13 protein-coding genes and 1 riboswitch are annotated in these 19,223 nt (G+C 37.4%); of the genes, 11 read left to right on the top strand and 2 right to left on the bottom strand.

Features of this window, described 5'->3' with window-relative positions:
- Nucleotides 1-128 precede the first annotated feature (128 nt).
- Nucleotides 129-3,272, top strand: a complete 3,144-nt coding sequence (locus IO90_RS00685) for an Ig-like domain-containing protein (protein ID WP_165570229.1) — start codon at nucleotides 129-131, stop codon at nucleotides 3,270-3,272.
- A gap of 252 nt (nucleotides 3,273-3,524) precedes the next feature.
- Here the strand turns inward: IO90_RS00685 and IO90_RS00680 are convergent, their stop codons facing one another.
- On the bottom strand, nucleotides 3,525-5,798 hold the full coding sequence (locus IO90_RS00680; RefSeq protein WP_034962924.1) for an aconitate hydratase: 2,274 nt from the start codon (nucleotides 5,796-5,798) through the stop codon (nucleotides 3,525-3,527).
- 405 nt (nucleotides 5,799-6,203) lie between these two features.
- Entirely contained in the window at nucleotides 6,204-8,984 is a 2,781-nt protein-coding gene (locus tag IO90_RS00670; RefSeq protein WP_034962920.1) for a bifunctional aconitate hydratase 2/2-methylisocitrate dehydratase, read from the bottom strand.
- 285 nt (nucleotides 8,985-9,269) lie between these two features.
- On the opposite strand from IO90_RS00670, the gene IO90_RS18230 reads away from it, so the two are divergent.
- From IO90_RS18230 to IO90_RS00620, 10 genes are all read left to right on the top strand, one after another.
- Entirely contained in the window at nucleotides 9,270-9,710 is a 441-nt protein-coding gene (locus IO90_RS18230; protein ID WP_051878143.1) for a DUF2752 domain-containing protein, read from the top strand.
- Nucleotides 9,707-10,375 (top strand): WG repeat-containing protein, encoded by a 669-nt coding sequence (locus IO90_RS00660; protein WP_034962919.1) that lies wholly within the window; start codon nucleotides 9,707-9,709, stop codon nucleotides 10,373-10,375. The genes IO90_RS18230 and IO90_RS00660 overlap by 4 nt, the downstream gene beginning before the upstream one ends.
- A 26-nt stretch (nucleotides 10,376-10,401) precedes the next feature.
- Nucleotides 10,402-10,492: riboswitch (TPP riboswitch) on the top strand.
- 128 nt (nucleotides 10,493-10,620) lie between these two features.
- Nucleotides 10,621-12,726 carry a TonB-dependent receptor gene (locus IO90_RS00655; protein WP_034962917.1) on the top strand — a complete coding sequence of 702 codons (2,106 nt, stop codon included), beginning with the start codon at nucleotides 10,621-10,623 and terminating at the stop codon, nucleotides 12,724-12,726.
- Nucleotides 12,727-12,885: 159 nt separating this feature from the next.
- Nucleotides 12,886-13,554, top strand: coding sequence for a T9SS type A sorting domain-containing protein (locus tag IO90_RS00650; RefSeq protein WP_081871755.1), 669 nt, complete (start codon nucleotides 12,886-12,888; stop codon nucleotides 13,552-13,554).
- Nucleotides 13,555-13,646: 92 nt separating this feature from the next.
- Nucleotides 13,647-14,327 carry a hypothetical protein gene (locus IO90_RS00645; protein ID WP_034962911.1) on the top strand — a complete coding sequence of 227 codons (681 nt, stop codon included), beginning with the start codon at nucleotides 13,647-13,649 and terminating at the stop codon, nucleotides 14,325-14,327.
- The gene (locus tag IO90_RS00640; RefSeq protein WP_034962909.1) at nucleotides 14,299-14,823 is read left to right on the top strand and encodes an acyl-CoA thioesterase; all 525 of its coding nucleotides are present in this window, start codon (nucleotides 14,299-14,301) and stop codon (nucleotides 14,821-14,823) included. The genes IO90_RS00645 and IO90_RS00640 overlap by 29 nt, the downstream gene beginning before the upstream one ends.
- Nucleotides 14,824-14,913: 90 nt before the next feature.
- The gene (locus IO90_RS00635) at nucleotides 14,914-15,846 is read left to right on the top strand and encodes a 2-hydroxyacid dehydrogenase (protein WP_034962907.1); all 933 of its coding nucleotides are present in this window, start codon (nucleotides 14,914-14,916) and stop codon (nucleotides 15,844-15,846) included.
- Between the two features lie 116 nt (nucleotides 15,847-15,962).
- Nucleotides 15,963-17,222 (top strand): serine hydrolase domain-containing protein, encoded by a 1,260-nt coding sequence (locus tag IO90_RS00630; protein WP_034962905.1) that lies wholly within the window; start codon nucleotides 15,963-15,965, stop codon nucleotides 17,220-17,222.
- Nucleotides 17,223-17,923: 701 nt separating this feature from the next.
- Nucleotides 17,924-18,442 carry an RNA polymerase sigma factor gene (locus IO90_RS00625; RefSeq protein WP_034962902.1) on the top strand — a complete coding sequence of 173 codons (519 nt, stop codon included), beginning with the start codon at nucleotides 17,924-17,926 and terminating at the stop codon, nucleotides 18,440-18,442.
- Entirely contained in the window at nucleotides 18,408-19,139 is a 732-nt protein-coding gene (locus tag IO90_RS00620) for a hypothetical protein (RefSeq protein ID WP_034962900.1), read from the top strand. The genes IO90_RS00625 and IO90_RS00620 overlap by 35 nt, the downstream gene beginning before the upstream one ends.
- Nucleotides 19,140-19,223: the final 84 nt, after the last annotated feature.

Raw genomic sequence — 19,223 nt, 5'->3', positions numbered from 1 at the left:
GGTGTAAAGTAAAGCATTGTGTATCAGTTTTTCGTTATTTAGTTGAATGATAAAAGTACATTTGGTTGTGTTTTTATTAGAACAACTTTAAATAATTTTTTATGAAAAAAACTTTTACAAATTACGCAGTGCTCTTGTGGCTTTTGCTGTTTGGACAATTACATGCTCAGGTATGGGAACCAGTGGGTACTTCCACGGGGATTTCTACTGGAGTAGCAGGAAGATTGACTTTGGTCAATGATTTTCAAAACAAGTTGATAGTTGGTTATTTTGATGCTGATGCGTTGAAAGGATCTGTACAGAAATTTGATGGTACCAGCTGGTCTTATGTTGGAGGTTCTCCAGGTATTACGCCTAGTTTTACAACTTACAATTCTACCTCTGTAGATAGCAATGGTATTATATATTTTACCAATCAGGCGGCTTATCCTGCAACAGGAATGGAGGTTCGCAAATTTGAGAACAATGCCTGGACTCAATTACCTAATATGACTAATGCTGGTATTAACTTCAACACATCGGCAATATCATCTGATAATACCTTATTTGCTGCGAACAATGAAAATTCTGGGACTGTCAAAAAATTGGTCAATGGTGTTTGGCAACAAGTAGGAGCTACCGGCTTTACCGGAGGGGTGCCTTATTTCCTTGACATGGTTATTGGGACCAATGGGAAAATATATGTGAGTTTCAACAACAATGGTAATTTGCATGTCTACGAAAACGACGTTAATGCCAGTTCTACAACTGCATGGCAACCCGTTGGTGGCATTGCAAATTTAGCACCTGCACCAAACATAGAAGATTACAATTCTTCTATTGCAATTGATAGTAATAATCATTTATTTGTTGCTTACGTGTCTGCTCCCGCTGGTGGAAATAAGCTGAACGTGAAAAAGTTCGATGGCAGCACTTGGTCGCAACTAGGAGCTGAAAACTTTTCACAATATAGAACTAAGCACACTAGCATAGCAATTGGGGCTAACGATATCGTATATGTAGCAGTTAGTAAATGGGAAGATGAAGATATGCTTAGAAACTTTGTTTTTGCTTACAACGAAACTACCAATTCCTGGGCACAGGCTGGGACAGGCTTTGCGTCGGAAGGACAAGGTATTTATAATTCTTTGGCAGTAGATAGTTTCGGGAATTTATTTCTTGCTTTCGCAGATTCTGGTTTAGGTAAATTATCAGTTAAAAAATTGAATTTGGCTGTTGTAGCAGCGGAAAGCATAGAAATTACCACTGAAAATAATGTACCTGCAGAGATTATCCAGGACAATGGGACACTACAGTTGAAAGCAGCAGTCTTTCCAGAAGCTGCAAGTCAGAATGTAGTTTGGAGTATGTTCGAGGGAGGAACTTTTGCAACTGTTAGTAATACAGGTTTGGTTACTGCAATAGCTTCAGATGCAGTTGTTTCTGTTAAAGCAACTTCTTTGGAAAACAGTTCTATTTTTAAGACATTTGCTGTTACATTAAAGAACCAAAATAGTGACATTGCACCGCAAAGTATTTCTTTAAAAACAGCTAATGGTAGCAACGCTGATATTTTCACAATTGGCGGTACTTTGCAGTTAAAGGCTGAGGTAACTCCACTTGAGGCTGATCAAAAAGTGAATTGGACTGTTCAACAAGGTGCTGGAGTTGCAAGTGTGAGTACTACTGGTCTGGTAACAGGCTTGCAAGAAGGATTTGCTATTGTAAGGGCTACCCATTTAAATGGAACATTATTCGGTGAGATTAGAATCAACGTATTCAAAAGTGGATGTGGGCAAGGTAACGAAACTATTTTGAGCGGATTTGGATACGGGATCAGTAATAATATTATCAACAGTGCAGATGACTTTGTGGTAGCACAGGGAACTAGGTTCAACCTTTCAACTTTGAGAATGAACATCCTTCATGCACCTGGAAATTTAAATAATTCTTACACGATTAAGTTTCTTAAAAATGATAATGGCGCTCCTGGAGAACTGATTAAGGAAGTCGTGAATGTTGTACCATCATCCAAAAAATTCATTCAGTCTTATGGAGATTTCATCAGTCAATATGAAATAGAATTGAATCTACCAGAATCCCTTGCTTTTGATCAAGGAACATATTGGATAATGCCTGTAGCAAACACATCACAAGAAGTTTATTGGGATACAACACCAGAGGTTGGAGGCATAGGCAGTGATTATCACTTTGATAATTTCGATGGCAATGGCTGGAGAAAACTAGGACAAGGTGGTTTTGATGCTATTTTTGATATTAGCGGAAACTGTACACCAATGCCAGTTGTAATAAGTACTTTAAGTGGATCAAATGCCGAGGTTTTCATAGGTGAAACTTTACAGATGAAAGCTGTGGTGAATGCACAAGGCCTTTCACAGAATGTTAATTGGACATTAGAGTCAGGTTCAGACTTTGCATCAATTAACAATGGGGGATTAGTGACAGGAGTGAAGGCTGGTTTTGCAGTTGTAAAAGCTACATCTGTTGATGATTCTAATTTATTCACAACTTTTGAAGTAAGCGTATTAGATCCTAATGCATGTAACAGAGAAGCTGTTTCTAATGGGATTGAAGATGCTTTCCTTCTTAATGGAGCTACAGATCAACGTTTAGCAGTTGACTTCGAAGTTGAGGCTGGCTCATTCACTATCAATTCTGTTGAACCTTCAGTTGCCAATTTTGCTACATCTTTTAGTTTTGCAGTTCTAAAAGATGAAAATGGATTGCCAGGCGAAGAAATCGCTTTCTCAAACGGAAAGATTGTTCATGATTTGGTGACAGGTGTTGAGTTTGATTTTTATTTTCACCGTTACATTGTGAATCTTGACAGTCCAATCAAACTTCCAAAAGGTAAATATTGGTTGGAGATGAGAGGCGATGCGTTGGCTTGGGAAGCTACATCGGCCGATATTCAAGGGCAGCCTGCTGCGTTTTATAATGCTAATACCAATGCTTGGGGACTTCTTGGTAACGGAGAGTTTGTTTACAAGATCAATGGTGTTTGTTTAGCTGAGGATCTTGGAGTTAATGACATTGATAATAAAAACTTGTCTTATTATCCGAATCCAGTAAAAGATATATTAAACATTTCTGCTGACGAAAAATTAGTAAACGTAGCAGTTTACAATATGGTTGGACAGAAAGTTCTAGGAAATAGTTTGAATGAATCTAAAGTAAAAGTAAATGTTGCTGGTCTTCTTACTGGAACATATATCGTAGAAGCAACGACGGTAGATGGAAAAGTTAAAAGATTTAAGATCATTAAAAACTAGATTTTTTATCATAATTGTTTTTATTAGGGCTTAGATGAGAATCTAAGCCTTTTTTATGTCTTAACTTAGAATTGTATTCATGACCTAATATATTAGAATTATGTAAGTTTTCTGTATAATGAACACCACTTAAAATCATACCCATAATATGGAAAAATAATTTGAGTCTAAACTCATAATAAGAAATTGGACAAAAATAAAAATGCCTCACAAATCTGCGAGGCATTTTTCATATTTGAAAACTAAAAAATCCTAGTTCTGTTGTTTTTCCATCATTTTGATGAGGTTAAGCGCAGAACCGGCTTTGAACCAACCAATTTGTCCAGGGTTGTAAGTGTGGTTTGTAACAATCACATCTTTGGTTCCATCTGCGTGAACAAACTCTACAGACAACTGTTTATCAGGCGCAAACTGATCCAGATCTAAAAAGTTGATCACATCATCTTCCTGGATTTTATCGTAGTCTTCCTTGTTATCAAATGTCAAAGCCAACATTCCTTGTTTTTTAAGATTTGTCTCGTGGATTCTTGCAAATGATTTTACCAAAACTGCTCTTACACCAAGATGTCTTGGCTCCATCGCGGCGTGTTCTCTTGAAGAACCTTCACCATAATTCTCATCACCAACTACAATGGTCGGAACACCATCAGCTTTGTATTGTCTTGCAGAGTCTGGAACTGGTTTATATAGTCCATCATCTTCATTCTTTACAGTATTGGTTTCCATATTGAAGGCGTTTACAGCGCCAATCAACATATTGTTTGAAATGTTGTCAAGATGTCCTCTATATTTCAACCAAGGCCCAGCCATAGAAATATGATCGGTTGTACATTTTCCGTACGCTTTGATCAGAAGTCTCGCACCTGTAATATTTTTACCATCCCAAGGTTCAAATGGTTCCAATAACTGCAATCTGTCAGACGTTGGAGAAACTACAACTTCTACTTTAGAACCATCTTCAGCTGGCGCAATATATCCTGGATCCTCAACATCAAATCCCAATCTTGGAAGTTCATCGCCATTTGGCTCGTCAAGAAGTACCATTTCGCCATCTTTATTCTTCAGTTTATCAGTTAAAGGATTGAAGGTCAAATCTCCTGCAATTGCCAAGGCAGTTACCAATTCTGGTGAACCTACGAAAGCGTAAGTGTTCGGATTGCCATCCGCGCGTTTGGAGAAGTTTCTGTTGAATGAGTGAACGATGGTGTTTTTCTCTTGTTTCTCAGCTCCTTCACGTGCCCATTGTCCGATGCACGGCCCGCAGGCATTAGCGAAAACTTTGCCACCAATTTCATCGAAGGTTTTTAAAAATCCATCTCTTTCAACTGTGAATCTTACTTGTTCAGATCCAGGTGTAATTGTGTATTCTGCTTTTACCTCGAGATTTTTTTCTTTCGCTTGTTTTGCAATTGAGGCTGCTCTTGCGATATCTTCGTAGGATGAGTTGGTACAAGAACCAATCAATCCAACTTCAATTTTTGTTGGCCAGCCGTTTTTCTTAGCAATCTCTTTCATTTGAGAAATAGGCGTTGCCAAATCCGGTGTGAAAGGTCCATTAAGATATGGTTCCAATGTACTGAGATCAATCTCGATCACTTCGTCGAAATATTGTGCAGGATTTTCTAAGACTTCTGGATCGGCTTTCAAAACGTGAGCTACTGCATCCGCGGCATCGGCCAAATCCTCTCTGTCGGTAGATCTCAAATATTTGCTCATATTTTGGTCATATGCAAAAATTGAAGTGGTTGCGCCAACTTCTGCACCCATATTACAAATTGTTCCTTTTCCTGTACAAGACAAAGATTCTGCGCCTGGTCCGAAATATTCGACAATTGCTCCAGTTCCACCTTTTACGGTCAGAATTCCGGCAACTTTTAGAATAACATCTTTCGCAGCAGTCCAACCATTTAGTTTTCCGGTTAATTTAACGCCGATCATTTTCGGGAATTTAAGTTCCCAAGGCATTCCTGCCATCACGTCAACAGCATCAGCACCGCCAACACCAATCGCGACCATTCCTAGTCCGCCTGCGTTTACAGTATGCGAATCGGTTCCGATCATCAATCCGCCTGGAAAAGCGTAATTTTCTAAAACTACTTGGTGGATAATTCCTGCGCCGGCTTTCCAAAACCCGATGCCATATTTGTTAGAAACAGATTGAAGGAATTGATAAACTTCATTGTTTTTATTTTCAGCTTCGATTAAATCTTTCTCTGCACCCACTCTTGCTTGGATCAAGTGATCTGCGTGAACCGTCGATGGAACTGCAACCTTCACTTTACCTGCCTGCATAAACTGCAAAAGCGCCATTTGAGCCGTAGCATCCTGCATCGCCACTCTGTCGGGTGCAAAATCCACATAAGATCCGCCACGTTTGAAAGCTTCTTTCGACTGCTTTACATCTAAGTGTGCACATAGGATTTTTTCGGAATAGGTAAGAGGTCTTCCCATAAAAGCTCTTGCATCGTTCACTCTGGTTTCGAAATCAGAATAAACCTTTTTAATCATATCTAAGTCAAAAGTCATATCTCGATTTTATTTTATAATTAATAATTCAACTTTTCCTTGATTTAACGGGGAAAAGTTCTCGTCTTGTAGTCATCAAATTTTGTTCCTACATTCCTTAAATGATTATAAATAAGGCAAATGGTCACAATATTTTGCAACTATCAAGTTAATAAAAAATGGAGTTGGATGATTCAAATTTTAGTTAAAATAAACTTAAAGTGTTTAATATGGAAATGTTCTAAACTAATAAATCTTGAATCCTATTATATCGATATCTTTCTACTAAAAAGCCTTGTCCTGGTTTCAAAACTTGATAAGGCTCCAACTGCCTAGAAAAGAAAACCCCTCCAGAGCTTAAAACTCTGAAGGGGTTAATTGCATCAAACCTTTAAATTTATAATTTAAAAGTTTTAATAATTTTTATTAATGACCAACTGTAACCAATTCTTTAATAGAAGGAACGAAAGTTGTCAGGTCAATGCCTTCTACCGCGGCTTTGTATTCTTCGATATTTGGAATTCTTCCGATGATTGCAGAAAGAACGACAACCGGTGTAGAAGCCAACAAAGATTCTCCTTTTTTACGTTCAGAATCTTCTACAACTCTACCTTGGAAAAGTCGGGTAGAAGTGGCCAAAACGGTATCTCCTTTTTCCGCTTTTTCCTGATTACCCATACAAAGGTTGCAACCTGGACGTTCCAAATACATCATATTTTCATATTCAGTACGAGCAGCGCCTTTCGGAGCGTTGTCATTGAATTCGAAACCTGAGTATTTTTCTAATAATTCCCAATCGCCTTCTGCTTTCAACTCATCTATGATGTTGTAAGTTGGAGCAGCAACAACAAGTGGCGCTCTGAATTCAACTTTGCCATTTTGTCTTTCGATGTTTCTCAACATTTGAGAAACGATCTTCAAATCACCTTTGTGTACCATACAAGACCCTACGAAACCAAGATCTACTTTTTTATCGCCTCCGTAATAAGTCAAATCTCTGATCGTGTCGTGCGTATATCTTTTAGAAACATCTTCGTTGTTGACGTCTGGATCGGCAATCATTGGCTCAACGATTGCGTCAAGATCAACCACTACTTCAGCAAAATATTTTGCATTGGAATCCGGTGTCAAAGCTGGTTTTTCGCCAGATTTAATTTCAGTGATTCTCTTGTTTGCTTTGTTAATTAAACCTTGAAGAACCTGAAGATGATTATCCATTCCTTTATCGATCATAATCTGGATTCTGCCTTTTGCGATTTCCAATGATTCGATTAAAGTATCATCTTCAGAAATACAGATTGAAGCTTTTGCTTTCATCTCTGCGGTCCAATCGGTGAATGTAAATGCCTGATCAGCTGGAAGTGTTCCGATGTGAACCTCGATAATTCTACCTTGGAAAACATTTTCTCCGCCAAATTGCTGAAGCATTTGCAATTGAGTCGCGTGAACAACATCACGGAAATCCATGTGTGCTTTCATATCACCTTTGAAAGTCACTTTCACAGATTCCGGGATTGGCATAGAAGCTTCTCCAGTTGCCAAAGCCAAAGCTACAGTTCCTGAATCCGCTCCGAAAGCTACACCTTTGGACATTCTCGTGTGTGAATCTCCTCCGATGATAATTGCCCATTCGTCAATCGTGATATCATTCAAAACTTTGTGAATAACGTCTGTCATTGCGTGGTATTCGCCTTTCGGGTCACGTGCTGTGATCAATCCGAAATCGTTCATGAATTTCATTAATCTTGGAATATTAGCCTGCGCTTTTTTATCCCAAACCGAAGCAGTGTGACAACCCGATTGGTAAGCACCGTCAACGATCGGAGAAATAACAGTAGCTGCCATCGATTCCAATTCCTGAGCAGTCATCAAACCGGTTGTATCCTGAGAACCAACAATGTTCACTTCAACTCTTACGTCTGATCCAGCGTGTAAAACTTTACCTGGCGCTAAACCAACAGCATTCTTGTTGAAGATCTTTTCTACCGCGGTAAGACCGACTCCTTCTTTTGTGATTTCTTTTGATGGTGCATAAACGGTAGGGATTTCGATTCCTAAAATGTTAGATGCCCAAGTTTGTAATTTTTTCCCAAAAACGATGGCGTAAGAACCACCAGCTTTGATGAATTCCATTTTTTGTGGCGTGAAAGATTTAGAAATGTCTTTCAATTCCTGATCGCCGTTGTATAATTTTTTGGTCTTTGTATTAATGGTAAGAACTGTTCCAGTCGCTACAGAGTAAACTTCTTCAAGGATTGGTTCGTTGTTTTCGTTACGGATCACATTTCCTTCTGCATCTACTTTTTTCACCCAGTTTTGAAGATCAATTCCAATTCCTCCAGTCACGTCAACAGTCGTCAAGAAAATTGGAGAGATTCCGTTTGTTCCGGCAACAATTGGTGCGATATTTACAAAAGGAATATACGGACTTGCTTGTTTTCCTGTCCAAAGTGCCACGTTGTTTACGCCGGACATTCTGGATGATCCAACACCCATTGTGCCTTTTTCCGCGATTAGCATTACGCTTTTGTCAGGATGCTGTGCTTGTAAAGCTTTGATTTCTTGTTGCGCTTCTGGCGTCATCATACACAAACCGTGAAGTTCACGATCGGATCTTGAGTGCGCTTGATTTCCTGGAGACAATAAATCCGTAGAGATATCACCTTCTCCAGCGATATAGGTTACCACTTTTACTTCTTCCGGAGCTTCTGGAAGTTTCGTGAAAAATTCAGCTTGAGCGTAACTTTCAATTAGTTCTTTTGCAATTGTATTTCCATTGTTGAATGCTTCTTTCAAACGATCTGTGTCTGCCTCGTAAAGGAAAACCTGCGTTTTAAGAACAGTTGCAACTTCTTTAGCAATATTTTCATCATTACCCAAAGCTAGATCCAACAATACTTTGATAGAAGGTCCACCTTTCATATGAGACAACAACTCAAAGGCAAAAGCTGGTGTTATTTCATTTACTACAGATTCTCCCAAAATGATCTCCTTCAAAAACTGAGCTTTCACGTTTGCCGCACTTGTGGTTCCTGGCAAAACGTTGTAAATGAAAAATTGAAGAGAGTCTTCTCTGTGTGCGTTGTTCGAATCTTTGATCTGCGAAATGATTTCGCTTAGTAATTCCGCACCATCAATTGGTTTTGGGTGAAGTCCTTGGTTTTTTCTTTCTTCGATCTCTTGGATGTAATCCTGATAAATATTCATAAATAGAAGTCTTTTTTTATTTTAAAAGTAGATTTATAAAAACACAGACGTTTGCAATCTGTACGATTATAATATCCGATGTTGTCCTTTGTCGCGGTTTGTTATTTGACAAAGTGAGTGTTGATAGAGTTTAATTCTGTTCAAACCGCACAAATTTACGAAATTATACGCTTTTAAACGATTAGATTAATTTAGATTCAAAATAAATTAGATATGTTTTTTCTATTTTATGTATTTTTATCAGATTAATTTTTACTTTACAAACCCAAGTTGTTTTATCCAAATATGTTGCAAATCAAATCATTACTCAAAACCCATAAAAAACAAATCGCAATTTTTGTGTTTTTAAGTGGTGTTGTTTGTATTTATTATTTGATAGATCCTTCTAAAAGTTCATTGTTTTTAAAATGTCCACTAAAGTCTGTTTCTGGTTATGATTGTCCAGGATGCGGTGCTCAGAGGGCTTTGCATGAGCTTTTGCATTTTAGGTTTTTGGAAGCTTTCACATACAATCCATTGTTTGTTTTGTCTTTAGCGGTTGCGATTGTTTTTGTTTCAATTAAATTTTTGGGAAATAAACAAATGAAAGCCGGCGCTACAAATTTTTTGAAGAGCAAATTTTTTATTTTTTCTTTATTAATGATAGTTTTGGTATTTTTGTTGTTAAGGAACACAGGCTTGTATAAAGATTTTATATATAAGTATAAGCGCGAAGCAATAAGATGAAAAAATATCTGACCATAATATTTACTGGCTGTTTTCTTTTGGGAATATCTCAGATGAAAGCAGACCTTATTCCAAATCTAATTCCCCAGACTATTCAAGGGAAATCTGGATACATCAATCAGAAAGGTGAAATTGTCATCAACCCCGAATACCATATCGCCATGTTTTTTTCGGAGGATTGTAATTTACTCAACTCGCCAAATCCGAAGCTGAGAATTTATGGTTCAGCAGATTATGCTACTGTGGAGAAAAACCAAATTTCATACAGGATCAATCAAAAAGGAAAGCGAATTTATCAATACAAAGCTTCTGATCTGGGAAAATGCTCTCTCAGTTATGAATCTCCAAAGTATAAAGCTTTTGTGCTCAATGGGTTGTATGGATTGGTAAGTAAAGAAAAAGTCGATCTGTCATCCTATAAAGATTTTCATATCTATCCTCAATATCAAATGTTGTACGTTTTAGATAGCGATAAAGAAAATCCAATGCTGGTGGCGGTTTATAATGATAAGTTTGGTATTGTAGATAAGCAGAACAAAATCATCATCCCATTTATTTATAGCGATATCAAAACCAATCTCTCGTGGAAAACGGCCCATCTTTTTGAAGTTTCCAAAGACGGGAAAGAATATTTCTATGTTGATGAAAAAAATAAAGCCTATTAATTAAAAAATATTTGTAATTTCGCGTTCAGAAATTTAAGGGGTGCTGTCACAAGCTGAGATTATACCCAATGAACCTAGAACAGGTAATGCTGTTTAGGGAAACATTCATTATAAATGATGAGTGATAAAAGATAATTGATCAATAATAACGTTATAAAAATCAGTTGTCAACCATAATTTATCATTTATATCTATAGTCGCCCCTTTTATTCTAAAATAATTTTAACAAACAAAATTTTTTAAGAATGAAAGGTTTACTTTTTTTAGGAGTGTTCACTGCTCCGTTCTATTTTTCACAAACTACAGATTCTGTACAAGTTACAAGCATTCAAGCTGTAGAATTTACCAAACGAACGCCGGTTGCAAAGTCGATCATCAATGTTGAAAAAGAGCTGGCAGACAAAAATCTGGGTCAGGATTTACCAATTCTTTTGAAAAACCAAATGTCCGTAGTTTCCACTTCCGATGCAGGAAATGGCGTTGGTTACACAGGATTAAGAATTAGAGGAACATCGGGAACAAGTATCAATGTCATGTTGAATGGCGTTCCATACAACGATTCCGAATCGCAAGGAACTTTCTTCGTGAATGTTCCGGATTTGACGAGTTCGGCTTCCCAAATTGTGATTCAGCGTGGTGTTGGAACTTCCTCAAATGGTGTTTCGGCTTTCGGGGCGAGCGTGAATGTGATTTCCAGAGATCCATCGGAAACATTTTCTGTGAGGTCTGATAATTCTTATGGGTCGTTCAATACGTATAAGTATTCAGGAGAGATCAATTCTGGGAAATTCTGGAAGAACCGACTATCGGTGATGGGAAGATACACGCACATCCATTCCGATGGCTACATCGACAGAGCGTTTTCCGACCTTCATTCATACAACTTTTCTGCCTTGTTTCAAGAGAAAAATACAGAGTTGAGATTGTTGGCTTTTGGAGGGAAAGAGAAAACCTACCAAGCTTGGAACGGAATTGATAAGGCAACTTGGGAAACCAATCCGAAATACAATTTTTCTGGAGCTATATATGATGAAGACGGCAATATTTCTAGTTTCTATGACAACGAGACAGATAATTACAGACAAAACCATTATCAACTTTTATGGAATCAGCGTTTTTCCGATCAGTGGAAACTGGAAACGACTGCGCACTACACAAAAGGAAAGGGTTATTATGAAAACTACCGTCAGGCCAATCGTTTTTCAAGATATAATCTGCCAAATATGATGGATGGAGCAACGATTGTGGAGCGGGCGGATTTTATCAGAAAAAAATGGCTGGATAATGATTTTTATGGTGCTATTTCAACTTTGTATGGAAAGCTGGGCGATCTTGATATTAACGTCGGTGCTGTTGCCAATCAATATTACGGATGGCATTTTGGAAATGTAACCGGAGTGAAATTTACCGAGATCCAGGAACACGAATATTACAGAAATCGCTCTCTGAAGAATGAAGTTTCCGGTTTTGCAAAAGCAATCTATAAACTGAATAGATTCGAATTCTTTGGAGATCTGCAATTGAGAAATATTGGCTATGACACCAAAGTTCTTCAGCAAGGTGACGATGAAGGCGTAGATCTATACAGAAAATGGACTTTCTTCAATCCGAAAGCTGGGGTTAATTATAATGTGGGAAATGGTAAGATTTTCCTATCATACGCCAACGCACATCGCGAGCCGAACAGGGATGACCTTTTCGCAAATCCTGACACAAAAGCAGAAACCCTTCACGATTTCGAAGCAGGTTGGGAACAGCAGATTGGCAAAGTGGCTTTCACGGCGAATGCATACTATATGTATTACAAAGATCAGTTGGTGTTGAATGGTCAGATCAATAATATTGGCGAGTTCATCCGTACAAACAGCGGTAAAAGTTCCAGAGTCGGTCTCGAACTCGGCGTTTTGGCAAAGCTTTCCGAAAAGCTGCAATTGTCAGGAAACACCACATTTAGTTCCAACAAAAACAGAGAATTTATTGCAGAAACAGAAGAAGGATTGATCAATTACGGAAAAACAGACATCTCGTTCTCGCCAAATGTAATTGCCAATGGAAATGTCATCTATTCACCTTTTTCTAATTTCAGTTTGGGTGTTACAGCGCAATATGTTGGGAAGCAATACTTGGACAATTCCGGAAATCAAGTAAATCAATTGGATGATTATTTGGTTCCAGATTTCAATATGTCCTATAAACTGCCTTTCAAAAAAAATGAAGTGGTATTAAGATTCTTGTTAAATAATTTCACAAACACCAAATATGTGAATAATGGATACATTTATGGTGATCCGTATTATTTTTCGCAAGCTGGAATTAACTTTATGTTCGGGCTTTCTTTAAGGATGAATTAAATTTTTAAATCTGATAATCAATGAGTTGATTGTTTTTAAGGTCTGATTTAATTTTTTTTCTTTGTTAATTTAAAATTAATGTTAGATTTACATTTAGTTCATAAAGCTATGTGAGAAGTGTTGAACTAAATGTATATAGACCTTAAAAATTAACAAATTATGAGAAAATTTTATTTTCTAGGCCTTGCTATGTTGGCAGGTGTCTCTGCTTTCGGGCAACTTACTCATACCGTGAGCAACGGTGAGTTCAAACTAACTTATGGTAAATCTGCAGACTGGAGTTTCTTCGATCCTCAGGGTGCATCAACAATTTACTTGCACGTTTGGTCTTCTCAAACAGATGGCGATAACGACAAAGGAAACTTTGGTGATGCGTGGTCAAACTCCACTTCTACTTTGACTTGGAATGCAACAGAGAATGCTTATGTAGGTACCATCAATCTGAACACAAAACTATTCTCAGATTCTAACAACACAATGCCTGCGGGAACTGTGGTTCAAAGAATTGGGATAGTGATGAAGGATCAAAGCAACGGAGCGACTCGTCAATCTGCTGATAGAGACTTGGAAGGACCAACTACACTATCTACAATGGCTGTGGTAGACGCAAATGGAAAAGCAAAATCTCAAGTAGCTTCTGGTAAATTATTTACTTCTGCGAAAGGAAATGTAGATCTTACTGTTTTCGACTTCAGTGGAAAAGTAATTAAAACAATGAAAGTAAACGCGACTGGAATTCCAATCGATTTGAACCTAAATCAAAAAGGTTTGTATTTGGTTAAGATTTCTGGAGCTGGCGTTTCAGAAGTTGTGAAATTTGCTCACTAGACCTTAACTATTCATATCATTTTCAAAAGCTTGCTGTAAAATGCAGGCTTTTTTATTTCCTTTAACATCAAAAAATATGTAGTTTTGTGCCAATGAATTTTGAGTATTATCTATATCAATATCTTCTGAAGCATCACAAGGCAGAAGTTCCGGATTTTGGAGTTTTCGAACTATCAAAAGAATCTGCAAAAATAGATGCAGAAAGTTCCATCATCACGCCACCAAAAGAGGTTGTTGCGTTCCATTATCAGCCCACAGTTTTTGACAATCATTTAGCAAAATACATTGCAGAAGAGACTCAAACCAATCTGTTTACAACTCAAATGAGTTTGAAAACAGAAATCTCAAAATGGATTCAAAAATTACAAGACGGAAATATTCTCAGCCTTGGAAACCTAGGTCAATTTCAATTTGATGATAATAAAAATGTAGTCAAAATAGCAGACAATAGTGACGACGTTTTCGGATTGGAAGCAGTCAATCTGGAAAGCCTGAAGCAGTCAAAATCCAAAGTTAAAATCTTAACCGAAGATTATAGTTTGAACAAGAGTGTGCTTTGGACATTCCTATCACTTGTCGTTGTTGGAACTTCGGCACTTTTCCTTTTTGGTGATACAGAATTGATGTTTGGCAAATCTTCAAAAATTCCAACAAAGAAAACAGCGGTGAAATCAAAACATTCGCCTGCAGTCATTATTCCCAAACAAGATACAATTAAAATAGACAGTATAAAACCGATAAAGAATGCAAACATCCAAAAAATCAATAGATAGCCTTACTGTAATGACGAACATCGTCTTACCCAACGAAACCAATTCATTAAGAAATCTTTTCGGAGGCGAACTATTGTCAAGAATGGATCGCGCAGCATCTATTTCTGCTACCAGACACAGTGAATGTAGAGTGGTGACAGCTTCCGTAAATCATGTTTCTTTTGACCACCCAATTCCAGAAGGTGGAATTGTGGTTTTGGAATCCAAAGTTTCAAGAGCATTTTCAACCTCTATGGAAATCTATGTGGACGTTTGGTTAGATGATCCCATCAATCAGAAAAAAATACATACCAACTCAGGTATCTACACTTTTGTGGCAATTGATGTTGATGGCAAACCAGCAAGAGTTCCAGAATTGGTTCCTGAAACCGAATTAGAAATTGAGCGTTTTGAAGCCGCAAAAAGAAGAAAAGAATTATCCCTCATCCTTTCCGGAAGAATGAAACCAACGGATTCTGTGGAACTCAAAAAATTGTTCCTTGGAACTGAGTCATAATTTAAAAATACAAAACGGGCTCTTGTCCGTTTTTTTTATTTAAGATTTGGATGATCAATCTCTAAAATCTAATTTCTAAAAATTTATTCAATGAAAATCCTTCAACTCGATAAAAATCATCCGTTAATTTCTGAACAACTTACCGCGAAAGGTTTTGTGGTGGAAGAAGATCATACGTCATCTTACGATAAGGTTTTGGATAAGATTTCGGATTATGAAGGCATTATAATAAGAAGCCGAATTCCATTAGACAAAAATTTCTTGACCAAAGCTTCCCATCTCAAATTCATTGCGAGAGTAGGAGCTGGAATGGAAAATATCGATATCCAAACGGCTGACAAATTAAATATTAAACTCATCAATTCTCCAGAAGGAAACCGAGATTCCGTGGCGGAACACGTTGTCGGCATGTTGCTGATCTTGATGAACAAACTTTTTATTGCTTCGAATGAAGTAAGAAATGGTATTTGGAAACGAGAAGAAAACCGTGGCGACGAATTGCTGGGAAAAACTTTCGGAATCATCGGTTACGGCAATATGGGAAAAGCGGTTGCGAAAAGACTTTCAGGTTTTGGTGTTCAGGTAATTTTCTACGACATTCTCCCAAACCTCTCCGACGAATTTGCAACGCAGGTATCTTTGGAAGAACTTCAGAACCGAGCAGATATTCTCAGTCTTCATATTCCTTTGACGGCGGAAACACATTATTTAATTGATGAAAACTTCATTTCCAAAATGGACAAGAATTTCTACTTCATCAACACTGCCAGAGGGAAAAATCTTAAAACGAAATCTTTAGTACAATCAATTGAAGCGGGAAAGGTTCTTGGAGCTTGTTTGGATGTTCTGGAATTTGAAAAGTCATCTTTTGAAAATCTGGAAGTAGAGAATATGGATTTAAAATTTCTTTTAGATTCTGACAAAGTGATTGTTACGCCACATCTTGCTGGCTGGACGAGCCAAAGCAAAATCAAGCTCGCTCAAATTATCGTAGACAAAATTCTTGACAATTTCAACGTTTAGTTTCTTAAAATTAATTAAAATTTCAGCGGTTTATTTTAACATTTCTTAAGATAATTCTCTTCGGTCAAAATTTCATTTTATGTTAACTTGCGAACCTTAACGAAGTTTGGATTATAATGAATTTTAGAAAAGTTATCGCACCGGTTTTATTAGCACTATCAATTTTATCCTGTAAAAAACAAAAAGAAGTTCCAGCAGAAACTTACGAATCCAAACTCCCAAACTTCGGAAATGTAAATCTTGAAAATGTTTTCACAGCAGAGGACAATGTCTTATTAGAACAACCAAATATTGTCCCGAAAATTACCAATTATTATCAAAAAGTCTGGGAGCAAGGCGACCTTAGCGGAGGATTACTAATAGCAAAAGGCGACAAGATCATCTTCGAAAAGTACAGAGGATTTGCCAAAGAAAACAAACAAACGCCCATCGACGAAAATACACCGCTCCACGTAGCGTCTGTCAGCAAGACAATGACGTCAATGGCCGTTCTGAAATTGGTAGAAGCAGGAAAGTTGAAAATGGAAGATGATATGACCAAGTTTTTCCCAAAATTTCCTTATCCAAACATCACTGTTTTCAGTTTGCTTTCACAGAGAAGTGGACTTCCAAAATATGAATACTTTGACAAAAATATTTCGCCCGCACCGGAAGAACTCAAACAAGATTATCTAACCAATCAGGATGTTGTAGAAATGCTCATCAAGTATAAACCAGAGTTGGCAAGGCCGTCAAATACTGGGTTTATGTATTGCAACACCAACTTTGCGCTTCTTGCTCTGATTGTTGAAAAAGTTACCGAAACGCCATTTCCGGAGGCGATGCAAGAGATTCTTTTCAAACCTTTGAAGATGAATCATTCCTACATTTTCCAGAAAAAAGATATTCCAACAGCGTCCCAATCCTTTCTTAGCGGTTACAAACCATATCCGTTGGACAGGTTGGATTTGATTTACGGCGACAAAAATGTTTACACAACCCCGAAAGACCTTCTCAATTTTTCCGTCGCGATGTTTTCCAAAGATTTCCTAAAACCGGAACTGAAAGACAAAATCTTCCAACCGTACAGCAACGAGAAAAAAGGAATCAACAATTACGGTCTAGGATTCCGGATGAAAGAATTTGACAACGGCGAAAAACTCACTTATCACAACGGTTGGTGGCACGGTTCCAACGCCGTTTTTGCGCATCTTTTGAAATCGAAAGTTACCATTATCGCCATCGGGAACAAGTATTCTCAGCGCGTTTACTCCGCATTGGCATTGTCTGGATTGTTTGAAAATTTTCCTTACGAGATGGAAAAATTCAACAAAACGATGAACCCAACAGGAGCCGGCGAAAAAGACACTACATCTCTATCAACCGGAGAGTTGTAGAATTTGTTGGGCGCCTTTATCTGCCTTCAGTTCCCTCCCGATTTTACATCGGGATCCACTCAAACCTGACGAAGTGGTCATCGACTCAAATAAAAAAGTATAAAATTGAGATAAGTCGGGGCGCGCTTCGCAAGGTTTCACCATTTCTTTTCAAGTCCAAGATTTGTCTTTTAATATAAATCTTTTGCGTTTAGATTAAAGATAAAAAGTCTCGTATTTAAAAGATTAAGATTTTTATAAGAAAAGCATTCCTCTGCAAAACCGCAGAACGGTGACCTGTTGATAGGAAAGCAACAATACCAAGCTCTAGAGGAGCGCCCTGTAAAAGTATTAAAACAATCGCAACAACTCTCCAGAGTTTAATGCAAAACCGCAGAGCGGTGATCTGTTGGTAGAAAAAACATCAGCAAGATTTAAAGCTCCAGAGGAGCGACCTATAAAAACATTTCGCGAAAGCCATATAACCCCTTCAGAGTTTCAAACTCTGAAGGGGTTTTAATTTCTAACCAAGATTTAAAAAAAAAGAGAATAAAATTTGCAAATTAAAAATTTGATTATCAATACTTTAATGATAATTGACGTTCTTTTTTTATATTTGATGTAATAATTGCTACATTACAGATGTCTTACTTTTAAACAACCAAGAAATTACACGGATTCGAAATCACAAACTTTTGAATCTCAACATTAAACTAAAATCTATGACCCAAGAAAACTTTCAACAAACGGTTTACAGTCTCAAGGATGAGATGTTCCGTTTTGCCAAAAAGTTTTTAATGAGTGCAGACGAAGCGGAAGATGTGGTAATGGATTTGATGATGAAGTTCTGGCAGAAAAAAGAAGAACTTTTGGTTGTAGAGAATTTGAAAAGTTTCGCAATGCGAAGTGTGAAAAATGAATGTCTGAATCGCCTGAAACACCACGAAGTGAAATTGGGATTTGCGAGCCATACAAAACACACCTCGGAACTTTATCAAATCGAAACCAACAATATGAGAGAGCAGATTTTGGGATTCATCAACCAACTGCCGGAAAAACAAAAAATGGTCATTCACCTGAAAGATGTGGAAGAATATGAAATCTCAGAAATATCGGGCATTATGGAAATGGAAGAAAATGCAGTCCGCGTGAATCTGATGAGAGCAAGACAAAAAGTGAAAGAATCAATTAACAAACTCTATGCGTATGAAAACCGACAAATACAAGGATTGGGAATCTAAATTCTTCGAAGGCGAGGAATTGACGCCAGAAGAAGAATTGTTCCTAAAAAATGAAAGCGACAACCCTTATTTCTCATTTCTAAAAGAAGAGAAACAAGAAAAATTAGATATCAGTTTCGAAGATTTCTTAAAGAAAACGGAAGAACCGAAAATCATCCCGATGCCAATTAAAAAGTCTTCATACAAAGTTTATTGGATGGCGGCAAGTTTGGTTTTATTAATGGGAATCGGTGCGCTTTGGATGTTCAATCAACCTCAAGATGTTGAGATGGTAATCGTAAAAAATAATGAAGGACCGAAGAAACAAAATACAACGCCAGTTGTGCCAGTGAAAGAAACAATAGAACAAACTTCGACACCGAAACCAATTTTGGCAAATCAGGAAAATAAGAAGGCTGATAAAATTCCGAATGAGAAAGCGGTGAAAGATCTAGTGAAAAAGGAATTTGACAAGCTAATGGCTCAGCAGGAATCATCAACAAAAAATGGAGACAAGCAACTCCAGAATCCGGCACAATCGATCTCAGATTACAATCCGAATTATGTCATCATCAACGGAAAACCAATCTATGATGAGAATCAAGCGATTGCCGTGACAGAAAATGCTTTTAATTATTTTGCAAGTAACGTTACCGAAACCATAAATCACGCAGAATCTGCCCAAAATCAAGTTGATTTCTACAAGATTCTCAATTAATTAATTTTAAAATCAAATTGTCATCGCCGTTGAAAATATTTTCAAAATAGATCTAATCAAACTAGCGGTCAAATTGTACATTAA

It is taken from the genome of Chryseobacterium sp. FH1, assembly GCF_000735135.1.
GTDB lineage: Bacteria > Bacteroidota > Bacteroidia > Flavobacteriales > Weeksellaceae > Epilithonimonas.
This window is presented reverse-complemented; position numbering and strand designations above follow the sequence as displayed.